This is a genomic window from Micromonospora eburnea, assembly GCF_900090225.1.
Taxonomy (GTDB): domain Bacteria; phylum Actinomycetota; class Actinomycetes; order Mycobacteriales; family Micromonosporaceae; genus Micromonospora; species Micromonospora eburnea.
This window is the reverse complement of sequence record NZ_FMHY01000002.1, coordinates 3,905,110-3,921,444: the sequence shown is the minus strand read 5'-3', so window position 1 is coordinate 3,921,444 and position 16,335 is coordinate 3,905,110. Positions and strand designations below refer to the sequence as shown.

15 protein-coding genes are annotated in these 16,335 nt (G+C 71.2%); 6 read left to right on the top strand and 9 right to left on the bottom strand.

Annotation, left to right across the window (positions count from 1 at the left end; genetic code table 11):
• The first annotated feature begins 92 nt into the window (after positions 1-92).
• Together GA0070604_RS17590 and katG are read left to right on the top strand one after the other, a co-directional pair.
• On the top strand, positions 93-497 hold the full coding sequence (locus tag GA0070604_RS17590) for a Fur family transcriptional regulator (RefSeq protein ID WP_208602303.1): 405 nt from the start codon (positions 93-95) through the stop codon (positions 495-497).
• Positions 498-531: 34 nt separating this feature from the next.
• Positions 532-2,763: a catalase/peroxidase HPI gene (katG, locus tag GA0070604_RS17585; RefSeq protein ID WP_091119142.1), complete on the top strand. Its 2,232-nt coding sequence runs from the start codon at positions 532-534 to the stop codon at positions 2,761-2,763.
• A gap of 78 nt (positions 2,764-2,841) precedes the next feature.
• Here the strand turns inward: katG and corA are convergent, their stop codons facing one another.
• From corA to GA0070604_RS17570, 3 genes are all read right to left on the bottom strand, one after another.
• A complete protein-coding gene (gene corA / locus GA0070604_RS17580) occupies positions 2,842-3,987 on the bottom strand; it encodes a magnesium/cobalt transporter CorA (RefSeq protein WP_091119138.1) in 1,146 nt (381 codons plus the stop codon).
• A gap of 454 nt (positions 3,988-4,441) precedes the next feature.
• Complete coding sequence (locus GA0070604_RS17575) at positions 4,442-5,731, bottom strand: D-alanyl-D-alanine carboxypeptidase family protein (RefSeq protein ID WP_091119135.1); 1,290 nt, start codon at positions 5,729-5,731, stop codon at positions 4,442-4,444.
• A 454-nt stretch (positions 5,732-6,185) separates the two neighbouring features.
• Positions 6,186-6,794: a DedA family protein gene (locus tag GA0070604_RS17570; RefSeq protein ID WP_244161964.1), complete on the bottom strand. Its 609-nt coding sequence runs from the start codon at positions 6,792-6,794 to the stop codon at positions 6,186-6,188.
• Between the two features lie 529 nt (positions 6,795-7,323).
• On the opposite strand from GA0070604_RS17570, the gene GA0070604_RS17565 reads away from it, so the two are divergent.
• A complete protein-coding gene (locus tag GA0070604_RS17565) occupies positions 7,324-7,728 on the top strand; it encodes a Fur family transcriptional regulator (protein WP_208602097.1) in 405 nt (134 codons plus the stop codon).
• A gap of 58 nt (positions 7,729-7,786) precedes the next feature.
• Here GA0070604_RS17565 and GA0070604_RS17560 read toward each other — a convergent pair whose 3' ends face one another.
• Positions 7,787-8,287, bottom strand: coding sequence for a cation:proton antiporter regulatory subunit (locus tag GA0070604_RS17560; protein WP_167363504.1), 501 nt, complete (start codon positions 8,285-8,287; stop codon positions 7,787-7,789).
• 237 nt (positions 8,288-8,524) lie between these two features.
• Between GA0070604_RS17560 and GA0070604_RS17555 the strand changes: the two genes are divergently transcribed.
• From GA0070604_RS17555 to GA0070604_RS17545, 3 genes are all read left to right on the top strand, one after another.
• Positions 8,525-9,484 (top strand): sensor histidine kinase, encoded by a 960-nt coding sequence (locus tag GA0070604_RS17555; RefSeq protein WP_091119120.1) that lies wholly within the window; start codon positions 8,525-8,527, stop codon positions 9,482-9,484.
• Positions 9,477-10,136 carry a response regulator gene (locus GA0070604_RS17550; protein WP_091119116.1) on the top strand — a complete coding sequence of 220 codons (660 nt, stop codon included), beginning with the start codon at positions 9,477-9,479 and terminating at the stop codon, positions 10,134-10,136. Before GA0070604_RS17555 ends, GA0070604_RS17550 begins: the two co-directional genes overlap by 8 nt.
• Before the next feature lie 224 nt (positions 10,137-10,360).
• Positions 10,361-11,299 carry an ion transporter gene (locus tag GA0070604_RS17545; protein WP_244161963.1) on the top strand — a complete coding sequence of 313 codons (939 nt, stop codon included), beginning with the start codon at positions 10,361-10,363 and terminating at the stop codon, positions 11,297-11,299.
• Positions 11,300-11,326: 27 nt separating this feature from the next.
• Here GA0070604_RS17545 and GA0070604_RS17540 read toward each other — a convergent pair whose 3' ends face one another.
• From GA0070604_RS17540 to GA0070604_RS17520, 5 genes are all read right to left on the bottom strand, one after another.
• Complete coding sequence (locus GA0070604_RS17540; protein ID WP_091119109.1) at positions 11,327-11,953, bottom strand: response regulator transcription factor; 627 nt, start codon at positions 11,951-11,953, stop codon at positions 11,327-11,329.
• Positions 11,950-13,227 carry a sensor histidine kinase gene (locus GA0070604_RS17535; protein ID WP_091119105.1) on the bottom strand — a complete coding sequence of 426 codons (1,278 nt, stop codon included), beginning with the start codon at positions 13,225-13,227 and terminating at the stop codon, positions 11,950-11,952. Before GA0070604_RS17535 ends, GA0070604_RS17540 begins: the two co-directional genes overlap by 4 nt.
• A gap of 4 nt (positions 13,228-13,231) precedes the next feature.
• Positions 13,232-13,687: an ABA4-like family protein gene (locus GA0070604_RS17530; protein ID WP_091119101.1), complete on the bottom strand. Its 456-nt coding sequence runs from the start codon at positions 13,685-13,687 to the stop codon at positions 13,232-13,234.
• Positions 13,684-14,616, bottom strand: coding sequence for a hypothetical protein (locus GA0070604_RS17525; protein WP_167363503.1), 933 nt, complete (start codon positions 14,614-14,616; stop codon positions 13,684-13,686). The genes GA0070604_RS17530 and GA0070604_RS17525 overlap by 4 nt, the downstream gene beginning before the upstream one ends.
• Before the next feature lie 157 nt (positions 14,617-14,773).
• Positions 14,774-16,186 (bottom strand): glycoside hydrolase family 10 protein, encoded by a 1,413-nt coding sequence (locus tag GA0070604_RS17520; protein WP_091119097.1) that lies wholly within the window; start codon positions 16,184-16,186, stop codon positions 14,774-14,776.
• Positions 16,187-16,335 lie beyond the last annotated feature (149 nt).

The following is a 16,335-nucleotide window of genomic DNA, read 5'->3' as shown; positions in this document are numbered from 1 at the left end:
TGGCCCAGGGTGATGGTGGGCGCATTTTCTTGACTGATTCCAGAAAAGCGGCCAGACTCTGGGACGTGGCCACGCCCCTGGACTCCCAGCGGATGCTGCGCGGGGCCGCGTTGCGCGTGACCCGACCCCGGGTAGCGGTGCTGAACGCGGTGCACGCGCATCCGCACGCCGACACCGACTCGATCATCGGCGCCGTGCGCAGAGACCTTCCCGCGGTCTCCCGCCAGGCGGTGTACGACGTCCTGCGGGTGCTGACCGGCGCGGGTCTGCTGCGGCGCATCGAGCCACCTGGTTTCGTGGCGCGCTACGAATCGCGGGTCGGGGACAACCACCACCACGTCGTGTGCCGGTCGTGCGGCCTCATCGCCGACGTCAACTGCGCCATCGGTGAGGCGCCCTGCCTGACCGCGTCCGACGACCACGGCTTCTCCATCGACGAGGCCGAGGTCGTCTACTGGGGCATGTGCCCCGCTTGTTGCGCCACAGCCAATTCCTGACCCATTCGGTGCCTCACGTCACGGAAGGAATCTGATGTCCGAGAACCACGACGCCGTTGTCCACGACGCGACCGCCGGTAGCGAGTCCCGCTGCCCGGTCGCGCACGGGCGCGCCCCGCACCCGACCCAGGGCGGCGGCAACCGCGGCTGGTGGCCGAACCAGCTCAACCTGAAGATCCTCGCCAAGAACCCCGTCGTGGCCAACCCGCTCGGTGAGCGGTTCAACTACGCCGAGGCGTTCAAGAGCCTCGACCTGGCTGCGGTGAAGCAGGACATCGCGGAGGTCCTGACGACCTCGCAGGACTGGTGGCCGGCCGACTTCGGCAACTACGGTCCGCTCATGATCCGGATGGCTTGGCACAGCGCGGGCACCTACCGGATCAGCGACGGTCGCGGCGGCGCCGGGGCCGGTCAGCAGCGCTTCGCGCCGCTCAACAGCTGGCCGGACAACGGGAACCTCGACAAGGCGCGCCGTCTGCTGTGGCCGGTGAAGAAGAAGTACGGCCAGAAGATCTCCTGGGCCGACCTCATGATTCTCGCCGGCAACGTGGCCCTGGAGTCGATGGGCTTCAAGACCTTCGGCTTCGCCGGTGGCCGCGAGGACGTCTGGGAGCCCGACGAGGACGTCTACTGGGGCCCGGAGACCACCTGGCTCGGTGACCAGCGCTACACCGGCGACCGGGATCTGGAGAACCCGCTCGCCGCGGTGCAGATGGGTCTCATCTATGTGAACCCGGAGGGCCCCAACGGCACCCCGGACCCGCTGGCCTCCGCTCGGGACATCCGCGAGACGTTCCGCCGGATGGCGATGAACGACGAGGAGACCGTGGCGCTCATCGCCGGCGGCCACACCTTCGGCAAGACCCACGGCGCCGGCCCGGCCGACCACGTCGGCCCCGAGCCCGAGGGCGCCCCGTTGGAGGAGCAGGGCCTGGGCTGGAAGAGCACCTTCGGCAGCGGCAAGGGTGCCGACACCATCACCAGCGGCCTGGAGGTCACCTGGACGTACCACCCGACCCGCTGGGACAACGAGTTCTTCCACATCCTCTTTGCGTACGAGTGGGAGTTGATGCAGTCGCCGGCCGGCGCGCACCAGTGGCGGCCCAAGCACGGCGCGGGCGCCGACATGGTGCCCGAGGCGCACGACCCGTCGAAGCGCCGCGAACCGCGGATGCTGACGAGTGACATCGCACTGCGGGTCGACCCAATCTACGAGCAGATCTCGCGGCGCTTCCGGGACAACCCGGACCAGTTCGCCGACGCCTTCGCCCGCGCGTGGTTCAAGCTGACCCACCGCGACATGGGCCCGGTCGCCCGCTACCTCGGCCCGGAGGTCCCGGCCGAGACCCTGCTCTGGCAGGACCCGCTGCCGCCGGTGACGCACCGGCTCATCGACGCCGAGGACGTGGCCACCCTCAAGGGCCAGATCCTCGCCTCGGGCCTGACCGTTTCCGACCTGGTCTCCACCGCGTGGGCGTCGGCCTCGACGTTCCGCGGCAGCGACAAGCGCGGCGGTGCCAACGGGGCACGCATCCGCCTCGCCCCGCAGAACGGGTGGGAGGTCAACCAGCCCGACGAGTTGGCCCGGGTGCTGCACACCCTGGAGGAGATCCAGAAGGCCTTCAACGCCGAGCAGACCGGCGGCAAGCAGGTCTCGCTCGCGGACCTGATCGTGCTCGGCGGCTCCGCGGCCGTGGAGCAGGCCGCCAAGAACGCCGGCCACACCGTCGAGGTCCCGTTCACCCCCGGACGGGTGGACGCGTCGCCGGAGCAGACCGACGTGGAGTCCTTCGCCGCGCTCGAGCCGACCGCGGACGGCTTCCGCAACTACCTCGGCAAGGGCCACCGGCTGCCGGCCGAGTTCCTCCTGGTGGACCGGGCGAACCTGCTGACCCTGAGCGCGCCGGAGATGACGGTCCTCGTCGGCGGTCTGCGCGTCCTGGGTGCGAACCACCAGCGGTCGTCGCTGGGTGTCTTCACCGCGGCTCCCGAAACGCTGACCAACGACTTCTTCGTCAACCTGCTCGACCTGGGCACGACGTGGACGGCGACGGCCGAGGACGCGAACACCTTCGACGGGCGTGACTCCGCCACCGGCGAGGTCAAGTGGACCGGCAGCCGCGTTGACCTCGTCTTCGGTTCGAACTCCGAACTGCGCGCGCTCGCGGAGGTCTACGCGAGCGACGACGCGCGGGAGAAGTTCGTGCGGGACTTCGTCGACGCGTGGGTCAAGGTGATGAACCTCGACCGGTTCGACCTCGCGTGATCCCGCCGTCCGGGCCGGCCCACCCACGGGCCGGCCCGGACGTTCGGGGCCGGCACCGGCGCCGCACAGTGGCGGATCTCAGAGCCAGTTGCGGCGTTTGAAGATGAGATAGAGGCCGGTGCAGACCAGGCCCATGAGGACGATCGCGAACAGATACCCGAAGTGCCACTTCAGCTCGGGCATGTGTTCGAAGTTCATCCCGTAGACGGTCCCGATGAGGGTGGGGGCGAACAGGATCGCGGCCCACGAGGAGATCTTCTTGATCTCCTCGTTCTGCTCGTAGCTGGCGGCGGTGAGGCTGCGCATCTCCTCGTTCTGCTGCTGGTTCACCAGGGTGGCGTTGACGGTGAGGATGTTCTGCAACAGGTGTCGGAACCCGTCGACGCGTTCGACGACCTGGGTGAGGTGGTCGGCGACATCGCGCAGGTACCGTTGCAGCTCCTCCTCGGTGCCGTACTTGGCGAAGCCGGTGCTGAGGGCGTTCAGCACGCCGAGGAGTGGGCGGGCGGCCCGCTGGAACTCGATGACCTCGCGGCTGAGTTCGTAGATGCGGCGGCTGACCTTCGGGTCACCGCCGAAGACCTCGGTCTCGATCTCGTCGATGTCGTTCTCCAGCCCGGAGACGACGGGCGCGTAACCGTCGACCACCTGATCGAGGATCGCGTACAGCACGGCCTCCGGGCCGCGGGCGAGCATCTCGGGCTCGGCCTCCATCCGCCGCCGGACGGTGGCGAGGTCGGGCGCCTCGCCGTGCCGGACGGTGATGACGAAACCGGGCCCGATGAACAGGTGCAGCTCGCTGAACTCGACCTCTTCGCGTTCGTCGTCGTAGCGGGCGGCGCGCAGCACCACGAAGAGGGTGTCGCCGTAGCGTTCGAGTTTGGGCCGTTGGTGGGCGGTGATGGCGTCCTCGACGGCCAGGTGGTGCAGCTTGAACTCCTCGGCCAGGGAGGCGATCTGGTCGGCGTTGGGCCGGTAGAGCCCGATCCAGGCCATCGCCTCGTCCTGCTCGTGCAGGCACTGGTAGGTCTCGGCGAGGCTGTTCGGGGAGGCGTACCGGTGGCCGCGGGTGTAGACGGCGCTGTCGATGAGCCGACTGTCCGGTGGGCCGGCGGTCGCGGTGGCCGGGTCCGTGGCCGGCTCGCCGGTGTCGGGCGCGGCGATGTGCGTCCGACGGCGGGTCAGGCCGGCGGGCAGCAGGAACGTGCGGCGCTTCGCGGGCATGAGGGTCTCCCTCAGGGCGGATGGAGCGGGGGGCACACCCCGCACTCCGCCGCCGGCGCCCTGTTGGCTACGCGGCGGTCGCGGGGGTGGTGGTGCTCGGGATGCTGGTGGTACTGGGGGGCTCATTGCCCATCGCGTACCACCTCCCTCCGCCGCACGCCTTCGTGCGCCGCAGTCTACCCGTGTGGCCCGGGCCCGCACTGTGATCGCCGCCCGAGGAGTACCCGCAAGCCGGGCCGGTAGGCCACGCGACTGTCCGGGTGGCGGGGGAACATCTCCGCCCGCGCACCCGAATGGCGCCAGCCGCCCGCCAGGCCGCATTGTCGCCCGGCGGTGACGAAACGCGCATCAGCCCCCGTCAGGCGGTTGCCCGTCGTCGATGGGCCCTGATCGAGGTGGCGGCCCCGGGAGGAGGGATACCGCCACCTCGGCCAGGTGCACGATCAGACGCGGCTCACCGGTGCCGGCGAATGCGCTCCCAGGTGCTGGGCGCCGCCAGCTCGACGCCGCTGCGGAGCGGCACGGCCGCCGAGACGACCCCGCCGGCGACCGCCTTGATCCGGCCATGCTCGGTCTCGGCCGGCAACCGCGCCGGCACCTCCGGGACGTCGACGTCCAGCCGTACCCGCAGGCCGGGCCAGCCCACCACGTTCAGGTCCTCGGTGGCGTTGAGTGTCGTGACCGCGCCGAGCGGCCCCTGGACGAGGGCGACCTGATCGCCCGCCCGTACGACGGGGTGCACCCTGACCGCGGCGGCGGCGGTACGGACCAGCGGACGGGTCACCCGGAACACCCGGGCCAGTTGCACGGGGGTGTTGGCGCCGGGCTGCCCCAGGACGGCACCGACAACGGTGACCTTCCGGCCGCCCACCTTGACGACCGCGGCGAAGACGAGGCAGCCGCCGGCCTCGTCGGTGGACCCGGTCTTGATTCCCACGACGCCGTCCTGGCCGACCAGTGAGTTGTAGTTCCGCACGACGCCGGCGATCGGCAGGGTGGCCTGCTTCTGCGCCACGATCTCCGCGAAAGCCGGCAGTTTCATCGCTCTACGGGCCAGGAGTACCTGGTCGTCGGCGGTGCTCACGGTGCCCGGGTCGTATCCGGCCGGATCGGTGTAATGGGTGTTGGTCATCCCGAGCGCGGCCGCGGTGTCGTTCATCTTCTCGACGAAGGCCTCGATGCTGCCGGCATCCCATTCGGCGAGGATCCGCGCCATGTTGTTCGCCGACGGCAGCATCACCGCCTGGAGCGCCTGGCGCTCGGTGAAGACCGCGCCCGCGACCACCGGCACGAGGGACTCGCTTCGTGACTGCTCCGCCGGGTACGCGGCGGCCCGCTCCTTGCTGACGGTGAGCTTCGGTCCGTGCTCGCCGCGCTTGAGTGGATGCTCGGTCAGGATCACATAGGCTGTCATCACCTTGGTCACGCTCGCGATCGGCACCGGCTTGCTTCCGCCCGACCTGCCTAGCGAGCCGACCCCCTCCACCATGAGGGCGGCCTGCCCGGTCTCCGGCCACGGCACCACCGGGGCTTTACCGGGGATGGTCATCGACGCCGGCACGGCCCGCGTGACGGCCGGCGCGGGCAGCGGGCGGCGCAGCGGCGCGACCGCGAACAGCGCCGTACCGATCAGGATCAGCGCCAACAGGCCACTGATCAGCACCCCGGACCCGCGGGCGCGACGCCGGCCCGGTGATCGTGTCGGGATCGGCCCGATCACCTGGGTCGTCGCGGAGTCGAGCATCGTGATATCTCCCCTGGTCGCACGCCGGCCTGCCCACGCCCGCCGGCGAGCTGATGTCGGTGTCACTGCCGTGCGCACGCACGGCGAAGATCATTTCGTCAGACGGTCGCTACGGGCGAACCGTTCCCCCTTGCTCGGGCGTTTCCTCCGGCCCGAGGTCCGCCGGTCGTGCGACGGTGGGCTGCCGGGCTGAGGCGTCGCGGCGGTGCGGGCAGCGCGTGCCGGCACCATCGCCGCCCGTGCGGGCGAGCGGCCGCACCCGTCCAGGGCAGTGGGCTGGACGGTAGGTCGAGTTTCCCATCGTTGGTTACACGCGCGATCGTCGCCCCGCGGTTGCATCACCGCTTCCGGTCTGCGGTGCTGCCGGCTGATCGCGGCGGAACGCCGATTCGCTCACGGGCGAGAGTGGACCCGGCGTGGGTCGGGTCGCCGCCCCGATGACCGGCGGTGGCGATCAACCGTGGCGGGCCAGCCGACGGGCCAACCGCCACCCGATGTAGGCGAGCGCGAGCAGGAGCGCGGCGGCGACGACGTACCACTGGACCCGGTGCAGATCCGCCACGATGGCGCGGATGTGGTCCCCGGCGAAGTAGCCGGCGGTCACCCACACGGCCACCCAGAGCGCGGCGCCGAGGGCGTTGTAGAGGACGAAGCGTCGCCACGGCATGCCGGTGGCGCCGGCGATGATCCCGTTGAACTGCCGTAGGCCCTCCACGAACCGGGCGACCACCACGAGTTTCGGTCCGTGCCGGCGCATCACCGCCTCCAGCCGCGCGAACCGCTCGGGAGTCAGACGCAGGTAGCGGCCGTATCGGAGGATGACCCGCCGCCCACCGTTGCGACCGATCAGATAGCCGATGCTGTCGCCGACCACCGCGGCCAGGAACGCCGTCACCGCGACCACGAGGAGGGCCAGTTCGCCGTGTGCCGCGTACCCGGCGCCGAGGATGATCGCGGTCTGACCCGGCGCCGGAATGCCGAAGCTCTCCACCCCGACGAGCAGGGCGAGGCCCGGGTAGCCGTATCGGGCCACCAGGTCGGTGAGGACGCCGCCAGCCGTCACCGGCCCGCCGCGGCTGCCCCATCGGCGGCTGTCCCCGGTCGCCGGGGCAGCGTCCGCAGCCGGGTGCGATCCGGCCGGTCGCGGCCCGCGGCGATGGGCCGGTGGACGATCCGGTATCCCGCCGTGGCGTGGTCCGACGGCAGGGACGGGGCCGTGCTCGAACCGGCCGGCACCGGGATGCCGGCCAGCGCCGGGTGAGGGCGCGGCCTGGGTACGGCGGACACGATCGGTTGGTTCCCCGCCGGAGCGAGCAGCATGCCAACCGGCGTACCCGGCGCGGCAGCGGTGGCGCGAAGCCGGACACGCGGTCGACATCCGGCACACCCGGCCCGGAGGGAGGGGGCACCGGAGTGAGGAGGTTGTGACGTACGGTCAGCAGCGGACCGGGCCCAGGGTGCCGCTCGCCGGCCCCCGGCGGGTACGTATCCGCAACGCATAATGGGCCTGGTACCCGCGCGGCCGGCAGGTGCGCCGGGAACCAGGAGCGGCGCCGCGAGCGGCGCGTGGGACGAGTGGAGACGGCGGTACGGTGACCCAGGCGATCCCGAAGGTGACCCGGAACACTCGGCAGCGCGCTGAGGTGCTGGCGCTGCTGCGCGAGGTGGAGGGCTTCCACACCGCGCAGCAGCTGCACCAGATGCTCGTCGCCCGCAAGGCGCGGGTGGGGTTGACCACCGTCTACCGGACCCTGCAACTGCTGGTCGACACCGGTGAGATCGACTCGACCCGGCTGCCCGGCGGCGAGCAGCTCTTCCGCCGGTGCAGCCAGAGCCGGCACCACCACCACCTGGTCTGCCGGCAGTGTGGGCGCACGGTCGAGGTGGCCGGCCCGGCGGTGGAGCGCTGGGCCGATCAGGTCGCGAGCCAGCACGGGTTCACCGATGTCGGCCACACCCTGGAGATCTTCGGCACCTGCGCGCAGTGCGCCGGGTGACGTCGCGTCAACGGGTTCCCGCGGTCACCGCTGCCGAGTGGATCAGCCGACTTCGTGATCACCTCACGGGTGGGTGCTCCGCGGTGAGGCGGTCGGCCAGCGCGGTGATGGCGTCCTGGTCGCCGACGGCGACGACGGTGTCGCCGTGGCGGAGCACGAGGTCGGAGTCGGGTGCGGTGGTGATCCCCTGGTCGTGGATGACGGCCACGATCAATGCGCCCGCGTGGGCGCGGGTGTCGCGGATGGGGCGGTCCGCGTAGGCGGATCCCGCCGGTATCCGGATGCGGGCCGCGGTGATGCCGGTGATCTGCTGTTCGAGGTGGGCGACGTGGTCGATGGTGATCGTGGCGTCGAGTAGATCGGCGATCTGGTGCGACTCGTCGGCCTGGAGGACGACCGTGGCGGCGACCGCCTGCGGATCCTCCGGGTCGTAGAAGACGAGGTCGCGGCGGCCGGTGAGGTGGCAGATGACGCCGAGACGCTGGCCGTCGGCGGTGGTGGTGGTGTGGTTGATGCCGACGCCGGGCAACGCGGTGCGTTCGATTTTCATGATCTCCATCACCCTCCCTCGGTGCCGGGTTCCAGCCTCCTCCGGCGACCGGGCGGCCACCATCCGTGCCGTCACCCAAATCACGAGGGTGGCCCACCCATTCGGGGCCGCGCCCCCATGGCCAAATGGGTGTCCGCCCCGATCGACAGCCGTCCGAGGGCGAGTCAGGCTGGTGCGGCTACGGTCGGAAGTGGCCCGGCCGGCGGGCGGGCCAACCGGACCACACCCACGAGGAGGCCACCCCGAGTGTCGCTGTTCTGGCGGATCTTCCTGCTCAACGCGGTGGTGCTCGCGGTGGCCCTGGCGCTGCTCATGCTCGGCCCGGTCACCGTGTCCACCCCGGTGCTGCTGACCGAGGCGTTCATCCTGTTCGGTGGGCTCTCCGCCATGTTGGTGGCCAACGCGGTGCTGCTGCGCATCGGTCTGGCCCCGCTGGAACGACTCAGCCGCACCATGGGCACCATCGACCTGCTGCGCCCGGGGCATCGCCTGGCGGTCACCGGCCACGACGGCATCGCCGCGCTGATCCGTGCCTTCAACACCATGCTCGATCGGCTGGAGGCCGAGCGCGCCACCAGCTCCGCCCGCGCCCTGTCCGCCCAGGAGGCCGAGCGGCGCCGCATCGCTCAGGAACTGCACGACGAGATCGGGCAGACCCTCACGGCCGTCCTGCTCGAACTCAAACGCGTGGCCGACCAGGCGCCGCCCGCGGTGCGGGAGCAGTTGCACCAGGTGCAGGAGACGACCCGTAACAGCCTGGACGAGATCCGCCGGATCGCTCGCCGGCTGCGCCCCGGTGTGCTGGAGGAACTCGGCCTGGCCAGCGCGCTGAAGGCCCTGGCCGGCGAGTTCGCCACGGCGGGGCTGACCGTGCGACCCAGCGTCGACAACGACCTCCCCGAACTGGGCGAGGAGGCTGAACTGGTGCTCTACCGGGTCGCTCAGGAGGCACTGACCAACACCGCCCGCCACGCCGAGGCCCGCCACGTCTTCCTCACCCTGCGCCGTCGACCGGGCGGCGTGGAGTTGTGCATCCGCGACGACGGCCGCGGGCTGGGCGACACGGCGGAGGGTGCCGGCATCCGGGGGATGCGGGAGCGGGCGCTGCTCATCGGCGCGGAGCTGACCGTGGGGCCGGCGAGCGGTGCCGGCAGCCAGGTACGGTTACAGGTCCCCAGCAGTCAGGAGCCGGTTGCCGATGGGTGAGACCCGACCCGTGCGCATCCTGCTCGCCGACGATCACGCCCTGGTCCGGCGCGGGGTGCGACTGATCCTCGACAACGAGCCGGACCTGTCCGTGGTCGCCGAGACGGCCGACGGCGCCGAGGCGATCGCCCGGGCCCGTGTCGAGCGGCCCGACCTGGCGATCCTGGACATCGCCATGCCGCGCCTCACCGGCCTGCAGGCGGCCCGGGAGCTGTCCCGGCTGCTGCCCGAGATGCGCATCCTGATCCTGACCATGTACGACAACGAGCAGTACTTCTTCGAGGCGCTGAAGGCCGGGGCCTCCGGGTACGTGCTGAAGTCCGTCGCGGATCGTGACCTGGTGGAGGCGTGCCGCGCCGCCGTGCGCGGTGAACCGTTCCTGTATCCCGGTGCGGTCAACGCGCTGATCCGCAACTACCTCGAACGGGTTGCCAAGGGCGACGACCCGCCCGGCCGGGCCATCACCGACCGGGAGGAAGAGGTCCTGAAGTTGGTGGCGGAGGGCTACTCGTCCAAGCAGATCGCGGACGTGCTGTTCATCAGTGTCAAGACGGTGGAACGGCACCGCGCCAACCTGCTGCACAAGCTCGGGCTGCGGGATCGGCTGGAGTTGACCCGCTACGCCATCCGGGCCGGCCTGATCGAGCCGTAACGACCTCGCGCCGTAGGGGACGGGCACCCGTAGGCTGACCGGGTGATCTTCCCGCCGTTGCCGCCGCCCCACGTCGAGGCCGTGGCGTGTTCCTCGTCGGCAGAACAGGATCGGCCGCCCGGATCGGACCGGAGTGCGGCAGGGCGTCGATCGCCCGTCGCCGACCGGGCCGCTGCCGTATGGGGCATGGCCGTCACGTCGGCGGCCGCGACGAGGACGCAGTGGTGAGCGAGCAGCCGCTACCACGCCAACGAGCCGCTTCGGCCGCCTCCCCGTCCCGGCTGGCGTACCTGGCCCGACGGTGTACGGGCATCGTGGAATCACGGTGGTTCGACCTGGTCATCGTCGTCGTCATCGGCGTCAACGCGCTGCTGCTCGGCGTCGAGACCTACCCGCACGCGGGCTCGCTCGGGACGCTGCTGCGGGCGCTGGAGTGGTTCTTCCGTACGGTGTTCGTCATCGAGATCGCCATCCGGGTGCTGGCGCACGGGCGCCGGCCGCAGGACTTCTTCCGGCACGGGTGGAACGTCTTCGACTTCGTGGTGATCGCCGCGGCGTTCATCCCCGGCCTGCACGGCGAGTCCGCCGCCCTGCGGGTGATCCGCATCGCCCGGGTGCTGCGACTGGTGCGCTTCTCACCCGGGTTGCGCACCATCGTGGTTGCCCTGCTGCGCAGCCTTCCCGGCGTCGGCGGCTTCCTCGCCCTCGCCCTGGTCTCCCTGTACGTGTACGGCATGGCCGGCTGGCTCATCTTCAAGGACGCCTATCCCGAGCAGTACGGCACCATCGGGCAGGCCGTGCTGACCCTGTTCGTGCTGCTGTCCCTGGAGAACCTGCCCGACCTGATCCAGCAGGGCGTGGAGCTGTCGCCGTGGACCCTCGTCTACTACGTCAGCTACGTGGTGCTCACCGTCAACCTGCTGCTGAACATCCTGATCGCGGTGATCGTGAACTCGATGGAGGAGGCCCGCCGGCTGGAGATGACCGAACGGATGGCGGTCGACGAGGACCGCGACGGCGTACCGGACCACATCGACCGGATCATGATCAGTCAGCGGCTGGACGACCTGCGTACGGTGGTGGCCCAACTGGAGCGGGAACTACAGATCGACCGCAAGGACGGACAACCGAGGCCGAGCCCCCGGGACCGGCCGCCCGGGTGAACGGCCGCCCGTCGGGGCGGGCCAGGCTCAGACGCCGCGGGCGAACAGGGCAAGGCGTACCCGGTTGGGGCTGCCGGTCTTGGTCATCAGGCTGGTGATGTGGGTCTTGACCGTGGTGACGCCGATGTGCAGCCGGTCGGCGATCTCCGTGTTGGACAGGCCCTCCGCGACCAGGTTCAGCACGTCCTGCTCGCGTGCGGTCAGGCCCTGGGGAGGTGGGGGCGAACCGGCGCGGGCGTGCACCGCGCGCTGGACCAGGCGCCGCAGCACCTCCTGGCTGAACGGGCTGTCGCCCACGGCGGCCCGGCGGACGCCGTCCAGCAGGTCGGCCGGCGGGGCGTCCTTGAGCAGGAAGCCGCAGGCGCCCGCGGTCAGCGCCGGATAGAGGTGGTCGTCGTCGCCGAACGTGGTCAGCACGAGGACCCGCGTGCCGGGGCGTTCGGCGAGGATACGGCTGGTCGCGGTGATCCCGTCGACACCGGGCATGCGCAGGTCCATGACGACCACGTCGGGCAGGAGCCGCGCGGCGAGGGAGACGGCCTCCCGGCCGTTGTCGGCCTCGCCGACGACCTCGATGTCGGGCTGGGCGTCGCAGAGCATGCGCAGGCCGGCGCGGATGAGGTGCTGGTCGTCCACCAGCAGGACGCGGATCATGCCAACTCCGGCGCGTGCGGCCCCGCTGGGGCGTCGTGCTCGCGCGGTGCGGGTGGCGGGCCGGCGGGCGCGACGGGCGCAGGAGCCGGCGCGGCGGCGGGCGGTGGGAGAGCCGACGGGAGGACGCTGCTCACCCGCCAACCCGCGCCGGTCGGACCCGCGTCGAGCTGACCGCCGAGGACCTCGACGCGCTCGCGCATTCCGGTGATGCCGTGGCCGCCACCGGACGGCACCGCCGCGGACACCCAGCCACCCCCGTCGTCCGAGACCTCCCAGTGGACAGCCCCGTCGACCACGGTGACCGACAGGCGGGCCAGTGCGGACGTGCCGGCGTGCTTGGCCACGTTGGTCAGTGCCTCCTGGGTCAGTCGTAACACCGCCATGCCCCGCACCGCGTCGAGTGAGCCGACCGCGGGGTCGATGTCGGTCTCCACCGTGACACCGGCCTGCCGGGCCCGGTCGACCGCCGCGCCGAGCGCGGCCGGCAGCGCCGACGGGTCGATCGCGGTGAGTGCCGCGTCGCCCCGGATGCCGTCCGGGTCCCGCAGCACCGCGACCAGTCGGCGTAGATCGGCCAGGGCCGCGGTGCCCGTGCCGTGCACGTCGTCGAACACCTCGCTCACCCGTGGGTCCAGGTCGGTGAGCACGTGCCGCGCCACGCCGACCCGCAGCACCATCGATGCCACGTGATGGGCGACCACGTCGTGCAGCTCGCGGGCGATCGCGCTGCGTTCGTCGGCCCGCGCGGCACGGCTCTCCGAGGCGCGCCGGCGCCGCTCCTCCTCCAGCCGCTCCTCGGCCTGCCGGCCGAGTTCCCGGCTGGTCCGGATGACCAGGCCGAGCAGCAGCGGGACGCCGACCTCGACACTCAGCCCGAAGACGCCGGAGAGGACCCGGTCGAGGGGATCGCCGATCGAGTCGGTCAGGTCGACCGCGACCAGTAGCCCGGCGGCCAGCCAGATGCTCCGCGCTCGGCGCGCCGACATGGTGGCCTCGAGCAGCGCCCAGCTGGCGCCCACCTGATTGATCGTGATGTCGCTGATCGAGCAGATCGCGACCAGCAACAGCGCGGCCTGCCCGACCAGGTTCACCACCGGCCGGCGGTGCAGCAACAGCGCGACGGTGAAGGCGACCACCGCGAGGACCCACTGGGTCACCGACTGTGCGCGCCCGTCGTGGGTGCTGAAGACCAGATAGCCGACGCCGCTGAGGTCGAGCAGCACCGTCCGTACGAGCTTGTCGCGCTCGTCGAACAGCCGTCGCAGCCACCCCATCAGGTCAGCCTAGGCGCTGCGGCTCGGAGTCACGTACCACCGCCGGCCGTGCCCACCGGGTCCGGAGCCCGAGGTAGGCGGCCAGCCCGAGCGGTCCGAGCAGGATCGTCAGCAGCAGCACCGGTGCCATGACCAGCGCCGGCACCCGCCGTTCGCGGCTGTCGAGCCACGCCCACCTGCCGACGAACAGATCGAACGCGATCATGTGTGCCCAGCCCGCCGCGGCACCGTCGGCCGTGCCGAGCAGATCGCGTACGCCGTCCAGGGTCGGTGCCGTCACGGCCGGCAGTACCTCGTCGAACGCCGGGATCACCAGGATCGCGTAGATCGCCAGGACCGGGGCCACGATCAGCGGTGACGCGATGATCCGGGCGGTCCAGACCCAGCGCGGCAGCAGGATCATCAGCGCCCAGAACGGCGCGGCCACCGCGAACGTCAGCGTGAACAGCGCCCCGGTCACGCGATCCGCGCCATTTCCGGCCGGCCCAGCCGGGCCAGGACCACGCCGACGGCGGTGGCGGTCGCGACCACCAGGGCGGCCAGCGCGGCCAGGGTGAGCGCGTCCGGACGCAGCAGCGGCTGCCCGCGCAACGCCTGCCAGGTGAGCAGCATCGTGAGTACGCCGTAGGCGCTGCCCGCGACGACCAGCAGCCGTACCCGGGTGCGCTCGTCCAGCCGCGCCCCGAGGAACCGGTTCAGCAGGATCGCCAGGATCGGCAGCGCCTGCAACGCGTGCAGCCCCACGAAGTGCCCGATCCGCAGGTCGCCGCCGGTGGTGCTCCAGCCGATCAACGGCAGCCCGGGCCCCCCGTCCGGTACGCCGACGCTGTGCGCCCCGGAGATGCCTTCGATGCCCGGCGCCTGGCCGGGCAGGACCATCGGTATCGCGACCAACATGCCCAGCAGGGTAAGGCCGAGCCCCAGCCCGACCGCGTGCCTGCCGACCCGGTCGGCGATCGGCTGACGCAGCACCGCGATCCCGAGGACGAGATGCGCCGCGAACAGCACCATGATCGCCGCGCCCATCAGCTCGAACAGGGCGCCGTTCAACGGGCTGGTCGCGTTGAAATGGCTGGTCGTGCCGCGCAGCACCTGACCGACGATCACCACCATCTCCACCACGGACATCGCGACGATGACCGTGGCCGACCACCCCGCGATCCGGCTGGGTCGCGGCAACAGGGACAGCATCCAGGCCAGGGTGGTGCCGTACAGCACGAAGGACACGGAGAACTTGAGCGGCTTGAGCCAGATCGGCACGCCGGTGAGTACGCGTGAGTCGGCGAAGACGCCGACCGCGGAGACGACGGCGAGCACCGCCATCGCCGAGACGAAGAGCATCATCGGGCGGTGCCACTGTGCCGCCCGGCGCAACGTGGTGGTAGTCATGCCTGTAGATGCTGCTGAGCCCGGCACGGGATAGCCCCCGACCTGGAGCCCCGGTTGCGGCCGGCGGTCGGAGGGCTTCCTCCTCCCTGGGTAGGAGGCCGACGAAACGGGCCGGGGCCCGGCGCGGTGGTTTCCGCGCCGGGCCCCGGGTGGGTGCTCAGCTCGCGCTGCAGGTGGGGGTGCCGGTGGGGGCGTTGCCGGTGCCCTGGAAGCCGAACTCGGTCGACTGGCCGGCGGCGATGGTGCGGTTGTAGTCGACGTTGCGGAAGGTCACGTTGCCGCTGGCGGCGCTGTTGGTGGCGCTCCAGATGTTGGTGATGCTCGCACCGCTGGGCAGGGTGAGCGTGACGGCCCAGCCATTGACCGGGTTCGCGCCGGCCCGGACGGTGACGTTGGTGACGAAGCCGCCCTGCCACTGGTTGGTGGACAGGGTCGCGGTGCAGCCGTTGCCCCCCGGCGGCGGGGTGGTCGGCGGGGCCGTCGTCGGGGGAGCGGTGGTCGGGGGCGTGGTGGTCGGCGGCGTGCTGCCGCCGTTCAGGGCGTTGAGGGTCGACGTGTACGCGGGCTTCTTGTTGCCGCTGGCGTCGAAGAGCAGCGGGGTGCCGCTGGAACGCCACGAGTCGGAGTCACGGATGCCCCAGACGGTGATGCCGGTGCAGCGGGACACGGCCATGCAGGCCTTGATGACCCGGCTGTAGTTGTCGGCCTGGGCGGTGCCGGAACCCTCGATGTCCAGCTCGGTGATCTGCACGTCGATGCCGAGGTTGGCGAACCGCTGGAGGTTGGCCTGGTAGTCGCTGGGCACCGGCGAGTTGGGGTTGAAGTGGGACTGGAAGCCGACGCAGTCGATCGGCACGCCCCGGGACTTGAAGTCCTGCACCATCGCGTACACGGCGTTGGACTTCGCGTTCTGCCCGTCGGTGTTGTAGTCGTTGTAGCAGAGCTTGGCGCCGGGGTCGGCGGCCCGGGCGGCGCGGAAGGCGGCCTCGATCCAGTCGTCGCCGGTGCGCTGGAGGTTCGAGTCGCGACGGGCGCCGGTGCCGCCGTCGGCGAACGCCTCGTTCACCACGTCCCAGGAGTGGATCTTGCCCTTGTAGTGCGTGGCCACCTGGGTGACGTGGTTGAGCATCGCCTGACGCAGCGCGGTGCCGCTGAGGTTCTGCACCCAGCCGGGCTGCTGCGAGTGCCAGGCCAGCGCGTGCCCGCGGATCCGCATCCCGTTGGCCTGCGCGTGGCTGACGATCCGGTCGGCGTTGGTGTAGTTGAACTGGTTCTGGGACGGCTCGGTGGCGTCCCACTTCATCTCGTTCTCGGGGGTGACCATGTTGAACTCGCGGTTCAAGATGCCGACGTACGTGCTGTCGGACAGCTTGTTCGCCGCTACCGCCGTGCCGAAGTAGCGGCCCGACTCCGCCGCCGAGGCGCCCAGGGTCGTGCCGGCGCTGGCGCTGGACGCGACCGCAACCGTCCCGGCGACCACCGCCGCACCGGCCACCGCCATCGCCAGGGCGGTACGCACGCGTGGCCGGGCCGTCGGGCTCCCGCTGCCGCGGGCTAGCACCTTGTCCATCAGGAAGCCTTTCCGTAGTGAGGGTGGATCAGGAAGGGGCTTCGACCGCTGCCCGCCACGGTGGTCGGCTCGTGCGCGGCTGCCCGGGGCCGCGCGTATCGGGATTGTCTCCCGTCCACCGTGAGCTGATCGAAGGCCATCTCTCCCGA